The organism is Kribbella sp. NPDC049584 (genome assembly GCF_040675555.1).
Classification (GTDB): Bacteria; Actinomycetota; Actinomycetes; order Propionibacteriales; family Kribbellaceae; genus Kribbella.
In genome coordinates this window covers 151,576-170,071 of record NZ_JBFAPF010000007.1, presented here as the reverse complement: position 1 = coordinate 170,071, position 18,496 = coordinate 151,576, and the positions used below count along the sequence as shown (strand labels likewise).

At 67.2% G+C, this 18,496-nt stretch carries 16 protein-coding genes and 1 pseudogene; 10 read left to right on the top strand and 7 right to left on the bottom strand.

The features are described 5' to 3' along the window. Positions 1-15: 15 nt before the first annotated feature. Positions 16-2,778 carry an AAA family ATPase gene (locus AB0J62_RS24205; protein ID WP_363875203.1) on the bottom strand — a complete coding sequence of 921 codons (2,763 nt, stop codon included), beginning with the start codon at positions 2,776-2,778 and terminating at the stop codon, positions 16-18. Positions 2,779-3,099: 321 nt separating this feature from the next. Here AB0J62_RS24205 and AB0J62_RS24200 point away from each other — a divergent pair, with 321 nt between their 5' ends. Continuing rightward, positions 3,100-5,262, top strand: a complete 2,163-nt coding sequence (locus tag AB0J62_RS24200; protein WP_363875200.1) for a SpoIIE family protein phosphatase — start codon at positions 3,100-3,102, stop codon at positions 5,260-5,262. After that, positions 5,259-5,588, top strand: a complete 330-nt coding sequence (locus AB0J62_RS24195) for an STAS domain-containing protein (RefSeq protein ID WP_363875197.1) — start codon at positions 5,259-5,261, stop codon at positions 5,586-5,588. The genes AB0J62_RS24200 and AB0J62_RS24195 overlap by 4 nt, the downstream gene beginning before the upstream one ends. Before the next feature lie 32 nt (positions 5,589-5,620). On the opposite strand, the gene AB0J62_RS24190 is transcribed toward AB0J62_RS24195, so the two are convergent. Together AB0J62_RS24190 and AB0J62_RS24185 are read right to left on the bottom strand one after the other, a co-directional pair. Next, positions 5,621-6,004 (bottom strand): VOC family protein, encoded by a 384-nt coding sequence (locus tag AB0J62_RS24190; protein WP_363875194.1) that lies wholly within the window; start codon positions 6,002-6,004, stop codon positions 5,621-5,623. Between the two features lie 35 nt (positions 6,005-6,039). Further along, on the bottom strand, positions 6,040-7,296 hold the full coding sequence (locus AB0J62_RS24185; RefSeq protein ID WP_363875191.1) for an MFS transporter: 1,257 nt from the start codon (positions 7,294-7,296) through the stop codon (positions 6,040-6,042). A 55-nt stretch (positions 7,297-7,351) separates the two neighbouring features. On the opposite strand from AB0J62_RS24185, the gene AB0J62_RS24180 reads away from it, so the two are divergent. Genes AB0J62_RS24180 through AB0J62_RS24170 form a run of 3 tightly spaced genes read left to right on the top strand, consistent with a single transcriptional unit; the run spans position 7,352 to position 9,404 of the window. Then, complete coding sequence (locus AB0J62_RS24180; protein ID WP_363875188.1) at positions 7,352-8,311, top strand: DUF5937 family protein; 960 nt, start codon at positions 7,352-7,354, stop codon at positions 8,309-8,311. Positions 8,312-8,339: 28 nt separating this feature from the next. Further along, the gene (locus tag AB0J62_RS24175; protein WP_363875185.1) at positions 8,340-9,110 is read left to right on the top strand and encodes a class I SAM-dependent methyltransferase; all 771 of its coding nucleotides are present in this window, start codon (positions 8,340-8,342) and stop codon (positions 9,108-9,110) included. Positions 9,111-9,164: 54 nt separating this feature from the next. Further along, positions 9,165-9,404, top strand: a complete 240-nt coding sequence (locus AB0J62_RS24170; RefSeq protein WP_363875182.1) for a hypothetical protein — start codon at positions 9,165-9,167, stop codon at positions 9,402-9,404. Between the two features lie 184 nt (positions 9,405-9,588). On the opposite strand, the gene AB0J62_RS24165 is transcribed toward AB0J62_RS24170, so the two are convergent. Further along, a complete protein-coding gene (locus AB0J62_RS24165) occupies positions 9,589-10,257 on the bottom strand; it encodes a HemK2/MTQ2 family protein methyltransferase (protein ID WP_363875179.1) in 669 nt (222 codons plus the stop codon). Continuing rightward, positions 10,254-10,616 carry a hypothetical protein gene (locus AB0J62_RS24160; protein ID WP_363875176.1) on the bottom strand — a complete coding sequence of 121 codons (363 nt, stop codon included), beginning with the start codon at positions 10,614-10,616 and terminating at the stop codon, positions 10,254-10,256. Before AB0J62_RS24160 ends, AB0J62_RS24165 begins: the two co-directional genes overlap by 4 nt. A gap of 209 nt (positions 10,617-10,825) precedes the next feature. Between AB0J62_RS24160 and AB0J62_RS24155 the strand changes: the two genes are divergently transcribed. Further along, a complete protein-coding gene (locus AB0J62_RS24155; protein ID WP_363875173.1) occupies positions 10,826-11,047 on the top strand; it encodes a hypothetical protein in 222 nt (73 codons plus the stop codon). Positions 11,048-11,143: 96 nt separating this feature from the next. Continuing rightward, positions 11,144-11,713, top strand: coding sequence for a hemerythrin domain-containing protein (locus AB0J62_RS24150; RefSeq protein ID WP_363875170.1), 570 nt, complete (start codon positions 11,144-11,146; stop codon positions 11,711-11,713). Between the two features lie 99 nt (positions 11,714-11,812). Here AB0J62_RS24150 and AB0J62_RS24145 read toward each other — a convergent pair whose 3' ends face one another. After that, positions 11,813-12,283: a DUF6326 family protein gene (locus AB0J62_RS24145; protein WP_363875167.1), complete on the bottom strand. Its 471-nt coding sequence runs from the start codon at positions 12,281-12,283 to the stop codon at positions 11,813-11,815. Positions 12,284-12,445: 162 nt separating this feature from the next. On the opposite strand from AB0J62_RS24145, the gene AB0J62_RS24140 reads away from it, so the two are divergent. From AB0J62_RS24140 to AB0J62_RS24130, 3 genes and pseudogenes are all read left to right on the top strand, one after another. After that, positions 12,446-13,585, top strand: coding sequence for a sensor histidine kinase (locus tag AB0J62_RS24140; protein ID WP_363875164.1), 1,140 nt, complete (start codon positions 12,446-12,448; stop codon positions 13,583-13,585). Beyond that, positions 13,582-14,226: pseudogene (locus tag AB0J62_RS24135) on the top strand (response regulator transcription factor); the annotation flags it as partial. The gene AB0J62_RS24140 and the pseudogene AB0J62_RS24135, both read left to right, overlap by 4 nt. A 587-nt stretch (positions 14,227-14,813) precedes the next feature. Next, positions 14,814-15,626: an LLM class flavin-dependent oxidoreductase gene (locus AB0J62_RS24130; RefSeq protein ID WP_363875161.1), complete on the top strand. Its 813-nt coding sequence runs from the start codon at positions 14,814-14,816 to the stop codon at positions 15,624-15,626. Positions 15,627-16,251: 625 nt separating this feature from the next. Here AB0J62_RS24130 and AB0J62_RS24125 read toward each other — a convergent pair. Continuing rightward, a complete protein-coding gene (locus AB0J62_RS24125; RefSeq protein WP_363875158.1) occupies positions 16,252-17,073 on the bottom strand; it encodes a hypothetical protein in 822 nt (273 codons plus the stop codon). Positions 17,074-18,496 lie beyond the last annotated feature (1,423 nt).

Sequence of the window (18,496 nt, the reverse complement as noted above, 5' to 3'; positions counted from 1 at the left end):
AAACAGCTGCGGGGCTCACGATCCTGCGGTGGCAACCTGGGCAAGCCGGGCCGCGATCTCCCGGCGGGACGCGATGCCGAGCTTCGAGAAGACCTTGCGGAGATGCCAATCCACGGTATGCGGGCTGAGGAACAGCCTGGCTCCGATCTCGGGATTGGTCAGGCCGTCACCCGCGAGCCGCGCGACCTGCGCCTCCTGGACAGTGAGCGTCGGACGGTTCACGACATTGCGCTCGCCAACCTTCTTCCCTGCCGCTCGGAGCTCCCGCCGGGCACGTTCGGCGAATGCCTCGGCGCCGAACCGGCTCAGCATGTCGTACGCGACCGTGAGCTGCTCACGGGCGTCAGCAAGACGGTCCTCGCGGCGAAGCCACTCGCCGTACAAGAGATGCGCGCGAGCAAGGTTCACGCGCACTCTGGTCCGCTCGAGTCGCGTGATCGCCTCTCGATACAGGTCCTCGGCGGCTGTTCCCTGACTCAGCAGAGCGTGTGCACACGTCTCGGCGCCGAGCGCCCAGTCCGTGCCGCTGGCCCGTGCGGCCTCGGAGAGCTGCTCCAGCGCGTCCCCCACGGCCTCGGGCGATCCACCGCGCACCGCCGCCTCGATCAGCTCCGCCAAGGCCCACCTCGGCGCACCGAACTGCTCCTGGTGACTCGCGGCCGCCCGAGCAGCGGTCATCGCCTCGCCGTACTGGGCGAGGCCGTTGCACAGCACTGCCTGATGACAGTGCGCGACGGTGACACCGAGACCCTGCCCGTGCAACGCCCCCTCGGTGACTGCCGCGTCGATGAGCGCGCGTGCCTCGGTCTCGTGGCCACGGATCGCGGCCAGTGCGAGTGCCCCGAAGGGCGGTTGGACGGTTCCGGTCGCAGTACTCGCCGTTCGCACCTCCTCGACCACCGACGCGGCCGCGGTCAGCTGACCGGCGAAGACGAGTACGACGGCGGACGAGTCCAGGGCCAGTGGCAGTCCACTGATGGTGCCGGTGCTCCGTGTCAGCGCCACATGCCGAGTCGTGACCGCCTGCCAACCTTCGAGATCCCACAGATCCGCGGCGATGACCCCGGCGAGCAGGAGCCATCGCAGAGACTCCTCGACCGGCAAGTCGTCGGCGGAGAATGCCTCCAGGGCGCTCCTGATCATCGGGACGGATGCTGTGAAACCGCCCGTCAGACGTACGGCCAATGCGTCCAGAAGCTTGTCCGCGGCACTCGCCTGCGGCGACGGCGGCGCACCGCGCGCCGCCGTTCCCACCTCTTCCCACCCGGGACTCCGCGCCAGGTGACCGGCGAAGATCACCGCCGACACAGCCTCCAGGTAGGTGTCGCGAGCCATCCGTACGTCGAGTCCGGACAGCCGGTGCGCCGCGGCGAGCAGCTGCGCCGGAGCCTCCAGGCCCCGCCCCTGGGCGAACGCGAGACCGGCATTCAGTACCTCGATCCGCGCGTGCGCCAGCTCGTTCGGCGGGTCCGCACCGGCGGTGGTCAGGAGATCCGCCGCCGCCTCGAACGCTCCGGCCTGGTAGTTGGCCTGAGCGGCCTCCAGCGCTCTGCCCGCCCGGCGACCTGGATCTCCTGTCAGCTCTGCCGCCCGCTCGAGGAACGCGGCGACGGCAGCGCGACCGCCGCGGGCCTGGGCGCGGGCGGCCGACCGCTCGAGCTCGAGGGCGACGTCCTCGTCGAAGCCGGTCACAGCCTGCGCCCGGTGCCAGGCACGGCGATCGGGATCCACGTCGGCGTCGATCGACTCGGCCAGCGCACGATGCGCCGTACGGCGATCGGCCGGCGATGCGACCTGGTACGTCGCCGAGCGCACCAGCGGATGCCGGAAGCGCACCCTGGAGTCCAGCGTGATCAGATCGTCCGCGCCGGCGGTCGCGGAGTCGATGTCGACGCCCAGCCGTCCGGCCGCGCGCCGCAACAGCTCGACGTCACCGAGCGGTTCGGCCGCCGCGATCAGCATCACCCAACGGGTCTGGTCCGCAAGCGCCTCGATCCGGTGGCCGAACTCCTGCTCCAGCCGGCCGGCCACGCGGTTCGCCCTGGTCGGGGCGAATCCGCCGGCCAGCTCTGCCGCGGTCCATCTGCGCGGCAGCTCGATCAGGGCGAGGGGGTTCCCGCGTGCCTCGGCGAGGATACGGTCGCGGACCTGTCTGTCGAGCGGCGCCGTGACGACCGAGTCGAGCAGCGTCCGGGAGTCGCGCTCGAGCAACGCGTCGACAGTCAGGTCGGGGACGCCTGCGAACGACTCCCGCGCTACCGGCTCGCGCACCGCGAGGACCAGGACGACCGACTCCGCGAGTAGTCGCCGGCCGACGAACCCCAGTGTCAGCGAGGACGCCTGGTCGAGCCACTGCGCGTCATCGACCAGGCAGACCAGCGGCTGGTCCGCACCGGCGTGCGCGAGCAGGGTCAGCGCGGCGAGGCCGACGAGAAACGGATCAGGCGCGGTCCCAGCCCGAAGACCGAAGGCTGCACCGAGCGCATTCCGTTGCGGTTCCGGCAGCTGATCCAGCCCGGAGAGCAGCGGCGAGCACAGCTGGTGCAGACCGGCGTACGAGAGTTCCATCTCGGACTGGATGCCGGCCGCCCGCACGATCCGGCACCCCGCAGCACGTCCGGCCAGGTAGTCCAGCAGCTCGGTCTTACCGATGCCGGCCTCGCCGCGGAGCACCAAAGCCGCGCTCCGGCCGGCCCTGGCGCCTGCCACAAGGTCGTCCAGGACCTGACACACGTCTCGCCGACCGACCAGTCCGGCGCCCGACCGGCTCGATGCCACCGATCGAGAGTACTGCGCTCGCGCCGTCGCGTCTCCCTCTGACCGCGAAACGTCAATGCCGAAAGGAACTGTCGGTGACGCGACGACTACGGTTTCGTTGCGTTAGGCAACCTACTGCAACAGGTGGGTCGCGGCTCGACACGTTGACAGTTACGTCCCTGTCCGGCTCAGCCCCTCAGGCCGCCGCCCCAGGGTGATGGGTTGACGTAGCCGGGTTCCGCAGCGTCCCATGAGCTAAAGCGCCGAGGGGCTCGGCCGGGGAGTTGGACAGGGTGTCTACAGCCACCGCACACGTGTCGACAGTGACGCCGTAGAAGAGCCATGGCTGAGCGCACGCACGGTTCCTGGGCCTCGACGGCACGCAGGCCGCGCCTACCGGCGGATCTGGGCCGTACCGCCGCGGCCGTGGTGCTGGTCGGCGCGGCCTACTATCTCGGCGCGCGTCTGGGTCTGAGCCTGTCGCTGGTGGAGCGGAACGTCACGCCGCTCTGGCCGCCCAGCGGGATCGCATTGGCAGCTTTCCTGATTCTGGGGAGGCAGATGTGGCCGGGCGTCGCGCTTGCCGCTCTGGCCGTGAATCTGCCGATCAGCACCGGCCCGGTTCCCGCGCTTCTGACCGCAATGGGCAACACGCTTGCACCGCTGGTGGCAGCGATCGTGCTCGAGCGCGTCGGGTTCCGCCGTCAGCTGGATCGTTGGCGTGATGCCCTGGCCATCGTCTTCCTGGGTGCGCTCGCGAGTATGACGATCAGCGCGACCATCGGCGCCGTCACGCTCACGACGTCGAAAGGCACCGATGGACTGGGGGGCGCCTGGGCGGTCTGGTGGACCGGTGACGCAATGGGCGTCCTCACCGTGACCCCGTTCCTGCTGTGCATCCCTCTGTTCTGGGAGCTCGAACGGTGGTCGACCGCGCGCTGGCTCGAGGCCGGCGTCATCCTCGCGCTGACGATCGTCCTGGTGTGGTGGACGACCCACATCGACGTACCCCTGATGTTCCTGGTGCTGCCGCTACTCGGCTGGGCGTCGTGGCGTCTGCAATTGCGCGGAGCCGCACCCGCTGCGCTGACCGCGTCACTGATCGCGACCTGGTCGGCGACGCGCGACCTCGGCCCGTTCGCGGGTAAGTCGCTGCTGGAGCAGATGCTGACGCTGCAGGCCTTCAACGCCACCGTGGCGCTGACATCGTTCTTCCTCGCCGCGCTCGTGACCGAGCGGATCGGGTTTGCTCGCGCGCTGATGACCGCGGCCGCCGATTTGGAGGTACGCGTCAAGGAGCGCACCGCCGAGCTGGAAGCGGCCAACGACCGGCTGGGGCGCGAGATCGACCACCGGCACGAGGCCCAGCAGCAGCTGAGCAGGGAGGAGGCCAAGACCCGCCGGGAGCACCAGATCGCGGAAACTCTCCAGCGCAGCCTGCTCCCAGACCGGATGCCCGAGATCCCCGGCCTGGTGGTGGCCGCCCGCTACGTCCCCGCGACCGCCGACCTGCACGTCGGCGGCGACTGGTACGACGTGATCCAGCTCCGCGCCGGCCTGATAGGTCTCGTCATCGGTGATGTTGCCGGCCACGGTCTCCAGGCCGCGGCGGCGATGACCCAGCTGCGGATGGCGGTGCGCGCGTACGCCATCCACGATCCCTCTCCAGTAGCGGTGATGAGCCGACTGCACGAGTTGGCCCGCGAACTGCCGATGGCCGAGATGGTGACCCTGCTGTACGTCCTGTACGACCCGGACACCGGGACCGTGCGCTTCGCGAGCGCCGGACACCCGCCGGCTCTCTTGATCGACGACGCGAGCACGCAGTACCTCGACGGCGGGCTCGCCCCACCACTCGGCGTACTCGCGCACTGGGACTATGCCGAGGCGACGCACCGGCTGCAGCCCGGCGCGACTCTGCTGCTCTACACCGACGGACTGGTCGAGAAGCGCACGCTGTCGATCCAGGACGGACTCGATCGGCTGCTCGCCGAGGCGAGTGGCTCCGAATGGCCGGACCTCGACGCGCTCTGCGACCATCTGCTCTCGGCGCTGGCGGAGACGGGCAAGGTGGCCGACGACATCGCACTGATCGCGCTCAGACCTCTCGCGCTGGCCGGAGCGCCGCTGTCACTCGACGTACCCGCCGAGGCGCGCATGCTCTTCCAGGTCCGGCATGCGTTGCGTCGCTGGCTCCGCGAGTCGGGTGTCACTGCGCAGATTGCCGGGGAGATCGCGATCGCCTGCGGAGAGGCCTGCAGCAACGTCGTACGCCACGCGTACGGCGCCTCGCCGGGCGACATGCACATCGAGGCGCGGCTGGTGGACGGCTCGGTCGAGCTGACCGTACGCGATCAGGGTCAGTGGCGGCTCCCGGCGGACCGCGGCGGAGGCTTGGGCCTGACACTGATCCACGGGCTGTCGGACTCGGTGGACATCGACAGCGATCCGGAAGGTACGACGATCTTCATGCGACGAAACGTAGCCGTCGGGGACGAGCAGTGACGGCGTACGCGGAGGTCGATGCCTGGACGAGCAATGGCGTCCAGGTTGTGCGGATCTCCGGCGAAGTCGACCTCACCAACGCCGCCGAGGTACGGGACGCCATCAGTCGCGTGGCGTCCCTCGACGCAACCGTCATCGCCGTCGATCTGACCGAGACCGCCTACCTCGACAGCTCCGGCATCGCGATGCTGTTCCGACTCGCCGAACGACTCACCCACAGCCGCCAGGAACTCCGCATCGTCGTCCCACCGGACTCCCCACTCCGAGCCGCCCTCGAACTCACCGACCTACCGCAAACCATCCCGGTCCAACACACCCTCGAATGACCCGACGGTCGTCGCCGCGCACGACCGGTTGCTCACCCCTGTCCCGGCTGGAACAGCTCGATCACGTTACCCGCCGGGTCCTCGAGGAGGATCTGGGAGCCGCCGATACCGACGACCATCTCGTTGCGGAAGGTCGCGCCTTCGGCGTGGAGTCGCGCGACCTCTGCGGCGAGGTCGTCGACGACAAGCTGGAACCTGTTCCAGCCGCCGGGCTCAGGCAGCCGGCCGTCCGGCATCGGCTGGGACGCTCCGCCGACGCCTCCGACGTTGTTCAGCATCAACCGCAGCCCGTCCCGCGTCACCGCAGCGAACCCTGGCGAATAGTCCATCTCCACGGTGAAACCGAGCCGTTCGGTATAGAACGTCACCGCCGCTGCCACGTCGTCCACGATGTAGCGAACACCCACGCTGTCCATCCGGAACTCCTCATCGTGCTGGTCCGGAACCGACTCTATTGGCTGACAGACATTCCGGAGATGGGTTGGGGCTGGTTTCTGCGCGTGGCTGCGTGGTTGGCGAGTACTGCGGTGGCAGCGCCGGTGGCTGCGAAGAGGGCGCCGAGGGCGATCCAGCCGGGTGTGCCGTGGTCGATCGCGCTGGTGGTGACAACGGCCGGGCTCAGCATCTGAGCGACCGCGTAGCCGGTTTGGCTGAGCCCTTGGTACGCGCCGGCGCGAGCGGGGTCGGCGAGATCGAACGCCATGGTCCACCCTCCGGCCTCGCCCTGGGTCTCGGCCGCGGAGGCAGCAAGTGCGGCAATGAGCAGGATGGCAGTTGCTGCTGCTGCGCCGACGTACCCAGCGAACGCGAAGAGCACGCAGGCGACCAGCAGGAACAGGCCTGCTCGTCGTACCGACTGCCCAGCGGTCCGGAGGTTCTGTGCACGGCGGGAGGCACGGACCTGGAAGAGCGCCACATAAGCGGTATTGACCAGCAGCAGCGCAGATACGACGACCGTTGGTGCTTCGGTGTGGTCAGCGACCCACAGCGGTATGGCGACCGACGTCAGTCCGAATTGGATCGCGAGTATGGCGTTGAGGATCGTCGAGGCGACGTACGTACGATCGCGCAACGGGGATCGTCCACTCACAGATGCCACGGCGCCGCTCGACGCGTCCATGCGTGCGGCCAATCCCTTGACCCTGCGGCGCAGACCGATCAACGGCAGTGTGCCCAGCATTGTGACCGCGCCGACGAGGACCACCGTCAGGCGGTACGCCGCTGTCGTGTCGACCATCAGCGCTAGTCCCGCGAGGAGGCTGCCTCCGCCGATGAAGACGTTCATCACCACCCGCAGCCTGGCTCGGACCGTGACCCGCTCAGGGCCGACGTACCAGCGGGCGAGCAACGTCACCTGAGCGGTGCTTTGCAGCCCACGCGTGGCCGAGACGCAGGCTGCGATGAGGATGAAGCTGACGACGTTGCCCGCAAGGGCATAGGCCAGCAATGCGGCTCCGTTCGCGGTCAGCGTCCACTGCTGCAGCCGGTCTGCGCCGTAGCGATCGCTCAGCCGCCCACCGACGTACGACGCCAGGACGCCAACCGCGCCGGCCGTGGTGAGCCCGAGGCCGACGGTGGCTGCGGACAGTCCGACTCCGCGGGTGAAGTACAGGGCGCTGACGGCGAAGAACATGCCGCGGGACAGCGACAGCGCGGCCACGGCTGAGGCGAGCGCGCGTTCGACGGGATCACGGAGGAGTTCAGGCACCCGACAGTTGTCGCATCGGATGCTTTCGAGGGCCAGAGATGTAGCGTATTACTTCATGATCGAGTACGAGCTCGCGGGCAACGATCTCGGCGAGGTGCGGTTCGCGATCTCGCCGCTGCACGAGCTGGTGCTCTCCCTACGGACCCTGCGCGACCCCGGCCGCTTCCCCTTGCAACTGCCCTGGCTGCGGGCCACCGAGCCGGCACGCAGTGGGCTCGACCTGGAGCTGCTCCAGGCACTGACCAACGAGGCGTTGTGGACGCCCGACTTCCTCACTCCACGGCCCTACAGCCCGTTGGGTCGGATCGAGGACGAGCTGACGGCTCTCGTGGACACTCATCCTGGCGTCGTCCGCGCGGACCTCGCTGAGGTCCATCCTGGCGCTCTGCCGTCGGCACTCCGGGGTCGCCCGGCCACGGTCCTCCGCCGTCTGCTGGCCGCGCTGCGCGACTACTGGGACGCCTGCTTCGAGCCGTACTGGACGCGGATGCGCACGATCCTCGAGGCCGACATCGTCTACCGCGGCCGAGTCATGGCGAACGCCGGCCTGGCGGCGATGTTCACCGACATAGACCCCCATGTCCGGCTGGACGACACCGTTCTCCGGATCCACCTCCGCAGCGACCTCTCGTACCGCACCTCAACTGCCGGCCGCGGCCTCACGCTCACCCCCTCCCTCTTCAGCCGCCGCGCCGCAACCCCCATCTCCCCCGACGAGCCACCTCACCTCATCTATCCAGCCCGAGGCCTGGGCACCCTCTGGCAAACCTCCACAGCAACGGCTCCGGCTGCCCTGGCAAACCTGATCGGCCGAGCCCGAGCCCGCCTCCTGTCGCTACTGGAAACCCCAACGTCCACAACAGAACTGGCCGTCCGCCTCGACGTCACCCCCACCGCCATCAACCAACACCTGCGAGCCCTACAAGCCGCCGGCCTCCTGACCTCAGCCCGCCACGGCCGCTCAGTCCTCTACCACCGCTCCGACCTCGGCGACCGCCTGATGGCCGGAAATTGACAAGCGCTGAGTCGCGGATGGTGCCAGGATGCCGGGCATGGTTGTGCGCGCGTTGAGTTTCGGGGCCGTGGCAGAGGCGTACGAACGATTCCGGCCCGGGTATCCCGTCGAACTCCTCGATCTGGTGACGTCGTACGCCGGTGAGCCGATCCGGACCGCGCTCGAGATCGGCGCCGGGACGGGCAAGGCGACCCGCCTGTTCGCGCAGGGCGGGATCGCGATCACCGCGACCGAGCCCGACGCGGCCATGCTCGCGGAGATCCACAAGCACCTGTCCGCCAACGTCACCACGCTGCAGTCCGCGTTCGAAGACCTGCCGCTGGACACGGCGTACGACCTGGTCTATTCGGCCGCTGCCCTCCACTGGACCAACCCAGAAGGCCGCTGGGACCGCATGGCCGCGCTCGTCCGGCCCGGTGGCGTGTTCGCCTCGTTCGGCGTACCTATCGGGCTGGCCGACCCAGAGCTCGATGAGGCCGCACGCGCCGCCCGTGCGCCGTACCTGCAGGATGACGGCGTCCCGTCCCCGGACGGCACACCCGCAGACCGCCCCATGAAATGGCCCGGCACAGAACTCCAGCAGTCCAAGCGGTTCACCGACGTCCAGCAGACGACGATCGAACGCCGCCTGACAATGACGGCCCACGACTACATCGGCTACCTCTCAACCGTCTCGGCGTACGTAATGCTCCCACCCACCGACCGAGCCCAAGTCTTCCGCCGATCCCTAGAGGCCCTCCCCCAAACCGTAGAAATCAACGCCCAAATAGACATCCACCTCGCCCGCCGAGACAGCTAGCACGAGTCCGGCCAGGGGTTACGCTGTGGTCCACGCTGGACGGCAGGAGGAGACATGGCCGACAACACCAATGATCCAACGGGCTTCGAGGCCGCCATCAAACCCTTGTTCCGGGAACGCGACCGCAACTCGATGCTGAACCGCTTCGACCTCTGGTCGTACGACGACGCCAGCCTGCACGCCGACCGGATCCTGGCCCGTCTCCGGGAAGGCACGATGCCGTGCGACAGCGCCTGGCCGAGCGAGCGGGTCGACCTGTTCCAGCAGTGGAGCGAGAACGGCAAGCCACAATGACCGGTAATGCCATCCGACATCGCCTTGTTGCCCTTAGCAACAACGGCTGAATCCCGATCCGAGCTGCCACGACCGACGCCTGATCCACACGAGCGGCAACCACCTCAGGCGTCGACGACGGCCCTCTCGTCGGCGTCGTGTCCCCCAGGCAGAAACGTTCCCAGCACCTCGGTCAGGTTGTCATTCACGCACTGCCGTTCAGACGTGAGGTCCGTGGGGCACTCGCCCGGATGATCACTACGTCCTCCTCGTCGACATCGGCCGGGACCGTTCCTACGGCTTGCTGCGCTCGCATCAGCGGACCCAGCGGGCCTCGGACGCACGCTCGCACCTCGACGTCGACCAGGCCGGTCCGGCGCAGCCGGCTCAAGGTGGCATCGGTACCGATGAGAGACGAATGCACGAGGAGCAGCACTCCACCGGGGTTCAGATGGGCGGCGACTTCGTCGCACAGCGCGTCGACGACGATCCGGCCGTCGTGGCCCGCCTCCCACGCCCGGCACGCACCATAACGAGGCACCTCGCGCCTGGGCGACGGTACGTACGGCGGGTTACTCACGATCAGGTCGAACCGCTGGCCGGCCACCGGCGCGAACGTTCGCCCCCGGAGCGTCCGGACACGGACGCCGGACCGGATCGCGTTGAGCCGGACGGTGAGCAGAGCTCGCCGAGAGACATCGATCGCGGTCGTGGTCGCACCGCACTTCGCCGCGGCCAGGGCGAGGACACCGCTTCCGGTACAGACGTCGAGCGCAAGCGATCCTGGGCCGATGGCCTCCTCGCGAATGGCGTCAGCGAGCATCCAGGAGTCGGAGATGGGAGCGAAGACACCGGGAAGAGTCAGCAGCTTCATGAGGTGAACGCCTCCGCGAGCCGCGGGACCACGTGTGCGGGGCCGAGCGCGCGCAGGCGGTCCACCGGTTGGTTCCCGACCAGCTCACGTACGTCGTCTAGACCGTTGGGCGCGCAGGGCTCGGCGGCGTCGCGGAGGGGGCGGTGAACGAGTTTCTCCTCGAACCCGACCGTGCCCGGGACAGTGCTCGAGAACAACGACCCAACCAGCGCGGCGTCGAACGGTTCGCCACCCCGCGGGCCGGAGGTCGAGACCCCGACGGACGCCTGCGCTCCTCTTGGATCCCGCCCGGGCGGCCTGAGCAGCGGATCGCAGATCCCCACCCCACTATGGGAGTGGGCGGACCTGGCGTCGGTCATGGAAAGCCCCTCGTCGATGCCGAGCGCTGCCGCGCCCGTCGTCGTAGGGCTTTCCTTCGAACCCAGCCCCTCGGTACCCCCAAACTCGAGAGCCAACCTTCAACGACGCGCCGGCCGATGGAAGCGGCACCGACTCCGGCTGTTCAGTTGCTCGGGCTTCGCGATTGGGTACCGGCGACACAACGGACCACGTCTTTGTGGAGGTACCGATGCCCGGAAAGTCAGCGAACGTGAAGAACGAGAAGCAGTACGAAGCCCTGAAGGACAAGGGGATGTCGAAACAGCGGGCGGCGAAGATCGCCAACTCCCGGAAGTCGAGCGAACACGGCGGCAAGCAGAGCGGCAAGGGCGGCAACAGCAGCCAGGGCGGCACGACCGCCCAGAAGAAGAAGGCCGGCCGCAAGGGCGGCAAGGCTGCCTCGAAGAGCTGACTGCGCGCTTGCCTCTGAACGGCGCAGCCTCGGGAGCTTTCGACTTTCCGGGGTGGGTACCGGCGCGGATCATCACTGAGAACAAAGGAGAAGCTGATGGTTTCCACCGGCGGCAGCACTGACCAGGATGTGATCGACGTCCTGACCGAGGACCATAGAGAGGCCCGGGAGCTTGCTAACCAGATCAGCGCATCCAGCGACGCCGACGAACGCCGGGAACTGACCGACCAGCTCATCGCCGAGCTCGTCAGGCACTCCGTCGCTGAGGAGATGTACGTCTACCCCGCGATGCGCGACCACCTCCCCGACGGCGACCAGGCTGTCGAGCACGACATCAGGGAGCACAAAGAACTCGAGACGCTCATGAAGCAGCTCGAGGGCGCTGACGCCGGAACCACGGAGTTCGAGGACACGCTCCGGCAACTACAACAGGTACTCATCGACCATGTGCAGGACGAGGAGACCGAGCACTTCCCGCAGCTGCGGGCCAACCTGCCCGCCGCCACCCTGGTCGAACTGAAGGACAAGGTCGAGCACGCGAAAAAGCTCGCCCCCACCAGGCCACACCCCGGGGCACCGAACGCCGAGCTCTTCCACAAACTCGTCGGCCCCGGCGTAGGACTGGTCGACCGCCTCCGCGACAAACTCACCGGCCGCTCGACCTAAGAGGTGCCGATCCCGAGCGACAACGATTCACCGTAGAAGCCGACAGAGCCGACTCAGTGGGTAGTCGGTTGGCTCCGAACAGGACGGACTGCTGTTGGTTCACGCTTGCTGTTGCGCGCGAACGGTTTCGTGGTCCGGGCTGATCGCGGACGGTGCGGCGCGGGGCCAGGTCCAGGCGAACCGCAGGATGAGGGCGAGAAGGATCAATTCCAGGACGATGCCAAGACCGTAGAAGTACAGCCAGGACTCGCCCACCGCGTTGAATGCCGTGACGGGGACGAAGAGCGAAGCCACGATGAGGTTCGTGATGCGGTTCGCCCTGGCGGGCAGCGTCGCCGACAGGACGACCATGAGGATCGGGATGGCCATCAGGGCCAGCGCCGCGGTCGAGAAGGTCTGGGAGAGGTCGAACTCGAAGACCCTGCCGTCGAGGATGTCTTCGACTACGCCGGGGGTGAAGAAGTTGAGAATGTCCACGTACGCGTAGAGGAACATGAAGCTTGTCCACGTCGCGGCGAGCTTGGCTCGCACTGGGATCGGCTGCTCTTCCAGGGTGGTACGTGTTCTCATCATGACCTCCGTTGTCGTGGTCTGGATCGGTAGATCCACGATCGCCTGGCCCGGCGGCGGGCGCCTCGGCCCGGAGGCTCGCTTTCGCCTGGCCGATGGCATGGTCTGGCTCTAGTTCTTTCGGCTGGTACGCCGAGGCACGCCGATCTCTAGGCTGGAGCCGTGGTGACTCTCCGGCGCTCCATCTGGCATGAGCCGCGGCCTGCTGACGCCCCACCCGTCGGTCGGCTCGACTGGCTGCTGGTGGGCGTGTTCGCGGCCGCCGCCTTGCTCGAGGGCATCGCTCGGCCCGGCTTGGCCTGGCGACCCGTTGTGACGGTACTCGCGCTGGCGCTGATACCTGCCCTGCTCTGGCGGCGGTACCGCCCCCTGACGGCTGCCCTGGTCGGGTGGGGCGTCGCAGGGCTGCTTTCGGTCCTCCAGTTGGCTGCCAACGCCGGGGACCTCGGCCTCGACTCCATGACGGCCGTCGTGATCTTGCTGTACTCCCTGGTGCGGTGGGGCTCGGGCCGGGAGATCGTCTTGGGTACGGCGTTCGTGGCAGTCGTCGTCGCGCTGGGGATGTACGCCGCCTCCGCGGGCCGGGCCGAGGTTTTCGGCGGGACCGTCCTCGTGCTGTTGTTCGTCGCCCTCGCCGTGGTGTTCCGCTATCGCGCTGACCTCTGGCGTCGCCAGCAGCGCGAGATCCGCAATCAGGAGCGGGTGGCGCTGGCGCGCGAGCTACACGACACCGTGGCCCACCACGTCTCGGCCATCGCGGTGCAAGCGCAGGCCGGTCGTGTGGTCGCCGGCATCCAGCCTGAGAAGGCTGCCGAGGTCCTGACCGCGATCGAGCGTGAGGCGTCGCGAACCCTGACGGAGATGAGATCCATGGTGCGCGTACTGCGTGAGGAGGAAGCCATCGCCTACTCACCGCAGCCGGGTGTCGCGGACCTGCCTGCTCTGGCGCGCGCGAACGCGACGCCCACCGTCGAGGTCACGCTGGACGCTTCGTTGCCCCGGCTGGCACCACCCGTGGACGCCGCGCTCTATCGACTCGCGCAGGAGTCGCTGACGAACGCCGTACGACATGCCCGGAGCGCGACCCGCGTCGGGATCGACGTACGCCGGGAGGGCGACGCCGTCAGACTGCGTGTCAGCGACGATGGACGGGCCGAGCCAGGGCCGGTCCTGGGACATGGGTTCGGCCTGCTGGGCATGACAGAGCGCGCCCAGCTCCTCGGCGGATCGCTCTCCGCCGGCCCGGGGCGCGGGGGCGGCTGGGTGGTCGAGGCCGTACTGCCGGTGGAGGCGTTGGGATGAGCATCCGTGTCGTCGTAGCCGACGACCAGGACCTGGTCCGGACCGGGTTGGTAATGATCCTCGGCACGCAACCCGACCTCGAGGTCGTCGGCGAGGCAGCAGATGGGCTCGCGGCACTCGACATGGCGACCCGGTTGCGTCCCGATGTCCTCCTCGTCGACATCCGGATGCCCGGGCTCGACGGCGTCGAGGTGACGCGGCGCCTGGCCGGTCCCGACGTGACGGACCCGATGGCGGTCGTCGTGATCACCACATTCGACCTCGACGAGTACGTCCTCGGCGCGCTACGCGCCGGCGCCCGCGGCTTCCTGCTCAAAGATGCCGGTCCGGAACTCCTCGTACAGGCCATCCACACGGCAGCCAGCGGGGACGCGCTGATCGCCCCCAACGTCACCCGCCGGCTCCTCGCGACCTTCGCGGGCCAGGCGTCGGAGGTACCGGTCCAGCCCATCACCCCGCTCACCGAGCGCGAGGAGGAGGTACTCGCGTTGGTGGCCCGGGGCCGGACCAACGCCGAGATCGCCACCGAACTCTTCGTCGGCCTGAGCACGGTCAAGTCCCACGTCGCATCCCTGATGACCAAGCTCGGCACCCGCAACCGCGTGGAGATCGCAATGTGGGCCCACGACACCAAACGCGTGAGAGCAAATGAGCCGGTACAGATCGCAGCGCAGGCAACCGCGACGAACTACTTCGCCAACATCGAGGAAGCGCAACAGCGTCGACGACCACACGTTCGGCTCCGCGTGGAAGCCGCCCTGAAGTCCGCCGAGGCTCAGACGGTGGCATACCTCCACGATGGCCATCCGGGATGCTGAGCTCGCGCCGGGCAGCGCGGGGTCGATCTTCGGAGAAGGTACGCCGCGGGCTATGCGCCTGTTACGTGGGCGGCAATCGCTTCAGTGTAAAAGCCGACACGGCGGGCAAACCACCGGGAGACAGTCAGCGATCCGGCACGAGCGGGCATCACCCGCAATCGAACACGTTGGTGCTGCGAACCCATGACGCTCGTCCGCGCCCGCTGGCACAGACGAGCCTCATCGCGGTCGGCAGCACGCGGCCACCGGCTCGCGCAACTGTCGTAGGAATCGAGGCGTACTTCCCCGACGAAGACCCCACCACCATCGAGGACGATCACCGCACCGAGGCTACGTATGGCTGACCAGCCGGAAGCGGGCCTTCGGGACTTGCGGGGAATAGCGTCTGGAAGAGGGAGGTTGTCAGCGCCATGCGCTATGGGGTCTATACGAAGTCGTTCGGTGAGTACGGGAGCCCGAAAGTGTTGCGGGATCTTGCCGTAGCCAGCGAGGAGCACGGATGGGACGGCTTCTTTGTCTGGGACCTGCTCAGTGCACCCACCTACGAACCACCAGTTGCCGATCCTTGGGTCACGCTTGCCGCGATCGCCCAAGCGACCAGCAGGATCTTCATCGGCCCGATGGTTGTGCCCTTGCCGCGGCGACGACCGGCGAAGTTGGCGCTGGAGGCCGGCACGCTTCAGGAGCTCTCGGACGGGCGTCTGATCCTCGGCCTCGGCACAGGAGCCGGATGGGATTACACCCGGTTCGGTGAGTCCGCCAGGCGCAAGGAACTCGCTGAACGCCTCGACGACGGGGCCGAGCTCTTACACAAGTTCCTTGCCGGGGACCCCGTTGAGCACGCCGGCAAGTACTACCAGGCCACAGACGTCCGTATGCCAGCCAGCGACGTACCCATTTGGACCAGTGGATTCTGGCCACGGACCGGCCCCGTACGAGGTGCGCGCGACGCGACTGGACTCTTCCCGCAGATCAGGGATGAGGCCGACGACTTCCGGCTGCCCACCATCGACGAATTGGCCACCATCCGCGCCGACTTCGAGAAAGCCGGCGGACGCCCGCACGCCGACATCGCGATCTGGTCCCCGAACGAGGCCAGCGCGCCCAACGCCGAAACAGCCGCACAGTACGAGGAGGCCGGCGTTACCTGGTGGTTCCAAGACGGCTCCGAGATCTCACCAACCGAACTCCATCACCGCATCGCCGCAGGCCCACCCGTCTAAGCAGCGAAGCCGCCACAACTCATGACAGATGATGGCGGTCGCGGCCTCAGCACTCTTGGAATCCGACATACACCGCTCGTCGCTCTGACACGGGGCCGCACTCGGGAACTTCCATAGATCGAATCGAGTCCGCGGCGACTTCACGCGCTCTATCTCGCGATCTATCACCGAATCTTTATCCCGACGGCATCGAAGCACGACTCGACCCGCCCGCATTCATCGGATGCACAACCGACCGTCGAGATCGGGCAGGTCGGACCCGTCGGCAGGTTGGCTTGACATCAGGTGGACGGGCCGACGGAGGCGGCGCCTGTCAGCCTGTGAAATACCCTGGCAGCTCCGGCGGCAGCCCTGGCAGATGCCGGAGCGGTCCAACGCTGCGGCACCACCACCGAGCGATCCTTCCGCCGCTCGGGGTGCGGCGACGGTCGGCGTGATCACAATTCTGCCAGGAAGCACTCAGGTAAGGTCGCGTATTCGTGGGAACACGCCTATAACGCTAAGAGCGTCCGTCGGACGTGTGGTTATCGGGTGATTCGATCCACGCCTGCGGAACCCGGTGTCAAGCCTGGCCGAGGATTCGAATTTTCATCTCACCCGTTGCGTCCCAGTGAGCTATCGAGGACTACTCACCATTAGCGCGGTGTCCCCCGCGGAGTTCGGTGATGATCCAAACCAAGACTGCTTTGTAGTTGGTTTTGATCTCACCGAAACCACCTGTCCTGTTAAAATCCGAATCGAGATCATCCGACTCGGCGACGAACTTCCTCATCGACTCTCGATCGCTTAGGAACACCCGAGCCGGTTGCAGAGAATCTACGGCAGGCTGGTCCTTCCGCTCAGAAACGAGGTCGGATAGGCGGTCCTCGATGAATTTGAGGTAAGTCTCGACATGCTTCGCGCAATCCCCCTCCGTGAAGTAGGTCTGAGCCTGCGTGAGCAGGGCCTCGAATTCTGCCTGAACGGCGCTAATCCTCCGCATCTGATGCTCGTATACACGCCCGTCAATGAACCTACCTTCGGACGTTGAGGACAAAGCCCACTGAAGACGGCGGCGTGCCTGCTTAAGGTTGGTGTAGGCGTCGGTAACACGTGCCGCGAAGTCACGTAGCCACTCGTGCCGACTGGACAATCGTTGGCTTGCCTCGTCCACGCGCTGCCGCGCCTGCACTTGGTCCTGTTGGAATTCATGAATAAGGAGTGATAAGAGTGCACCGAACCCCGTCAGGATGCCGGCCTGGGCCACGAGCTTTCCGATCTCATACCACAGCGTGTCGTGGTCGAGATCCCGACGAGCCATGGCGACTGCGATCACGATCGCAGCGATCGTGAGGCTGAGCAGCAGGATCACGAGGAAGCGGGCGCGACCCGAGAGTTTCTGCCGCTCGAGCGTGGGTGACAGCGCCAATCTCGACGCAGTCTTTCGGGAGCGGAAAGATGCCGCCATCATTTCCCCTTAGCCTCGACGAGCGCTCCAGTTGCCGCCTTCAAGACGACGCCAACAGGCGGTTGAGAACAGTCCACCCTTGACGGCAGGCCGCTGCAAGGGGCAAGCGGTAGGATGAATAGGGGCTATTACTACCTCCGGCGCCGACACGCCGCAATATGACACCCGTGGTACTTCCGGTCGGCCAGAGACTGAGAGTACGAGGATCTGCCCGTATGGCCATGCCCTAAGGGCCGCCCAATCGCAGACGGTGGCACGTCTCCACAGTGGCCATCCAGCAGGAACTCTCGTCGGCTCAGCGCAGGGTGGCAGTGGCTCGAAGGGCGGAGCGATGTACGGGTGTGGACAAGGGCCCAAATCATCGGCGCAGCGCCGGATACGGGGCTGAAGCTTCGCTTCGCGGCTCGCGCCTGTTCGATCCGCGATTGACTCACATTCTGCTCACCGTTGTGGGTGAAGGTGAGACAGCGCTCCCACGTTCGAGCAACCTCCATGGCCACACGGTCGCCACCGACGATTTGCTTGACCCAGACGAGCGGCAACAGTTGGTCGTAGACGCCGACACGACGGGCAAGGCCACTCAGAGGTAGTCAGCGATCGGCCACCGAGCGGGCGACCCGGTGGGTGCGGACGCGCCTCATGGCGGTCGGGCGGCAGCACGCGGCCGTCACAGGCGAGCGATAGCGACCGCAGCGCGGGCGGCAGCCCGCAGGTCCCGGCGGTAGCCGGAAGGGATGCGCCGGCGATGAGCCGGGGGGTGGGTGGGGGCACGCGTAGCAGGTGCGGGAGGAGCGGAGCGACGGAGCGCCTGCGGTGGGTGCGGGGACTTTCATCCACTCGCCCGGCTCTCAACTACCTGATTCGCATGCCGGAGATGGCTCGGGCTATTACCAGGCGTTGGATTTCGCTGGTGCCTTCGAAGATGGAGTAGATCTCTTCCACTGTGGCGGTCGCCTCGGCGCCAGTCGGCGAATAGGGCCTCTGACCTGCGGCTTCTTGTGGCGTCAATGCTCAGCAGTGACCACGGTCTGTCAACGTTCCACGGAGCTGTGACGGAGCAGGCACTTGCCCATAGCAACGTTTGGACGGCAGCAGAGCCGTGAGTTCGAAGGCAGTCCAGTGCATTCAGCCAGGAGCCCGATTGGGCACTCTGCGGCGCCCCCCACCTGGTCCTAGACAGGTTCGAAATCTCTCACAGAAGGAACGGCAGCAGCCAGCCGAACGGCTGGAGGCGTTGCCAGCAGGTAGCCACGACGTGACCGTTACATAGTTCTAATAGGCCTTGGCCGGCGCTGGATGGCCTCCAAGACCCGTTCTCGTACCCGTCTGTCGACCGTCTCATTACGTGTGCCCCGACCGGCGTACACCGCCCCCCTTTCAGATCGCCGGCCCAGGCGCAGCAACGGGCCCGTCCGTCCACACT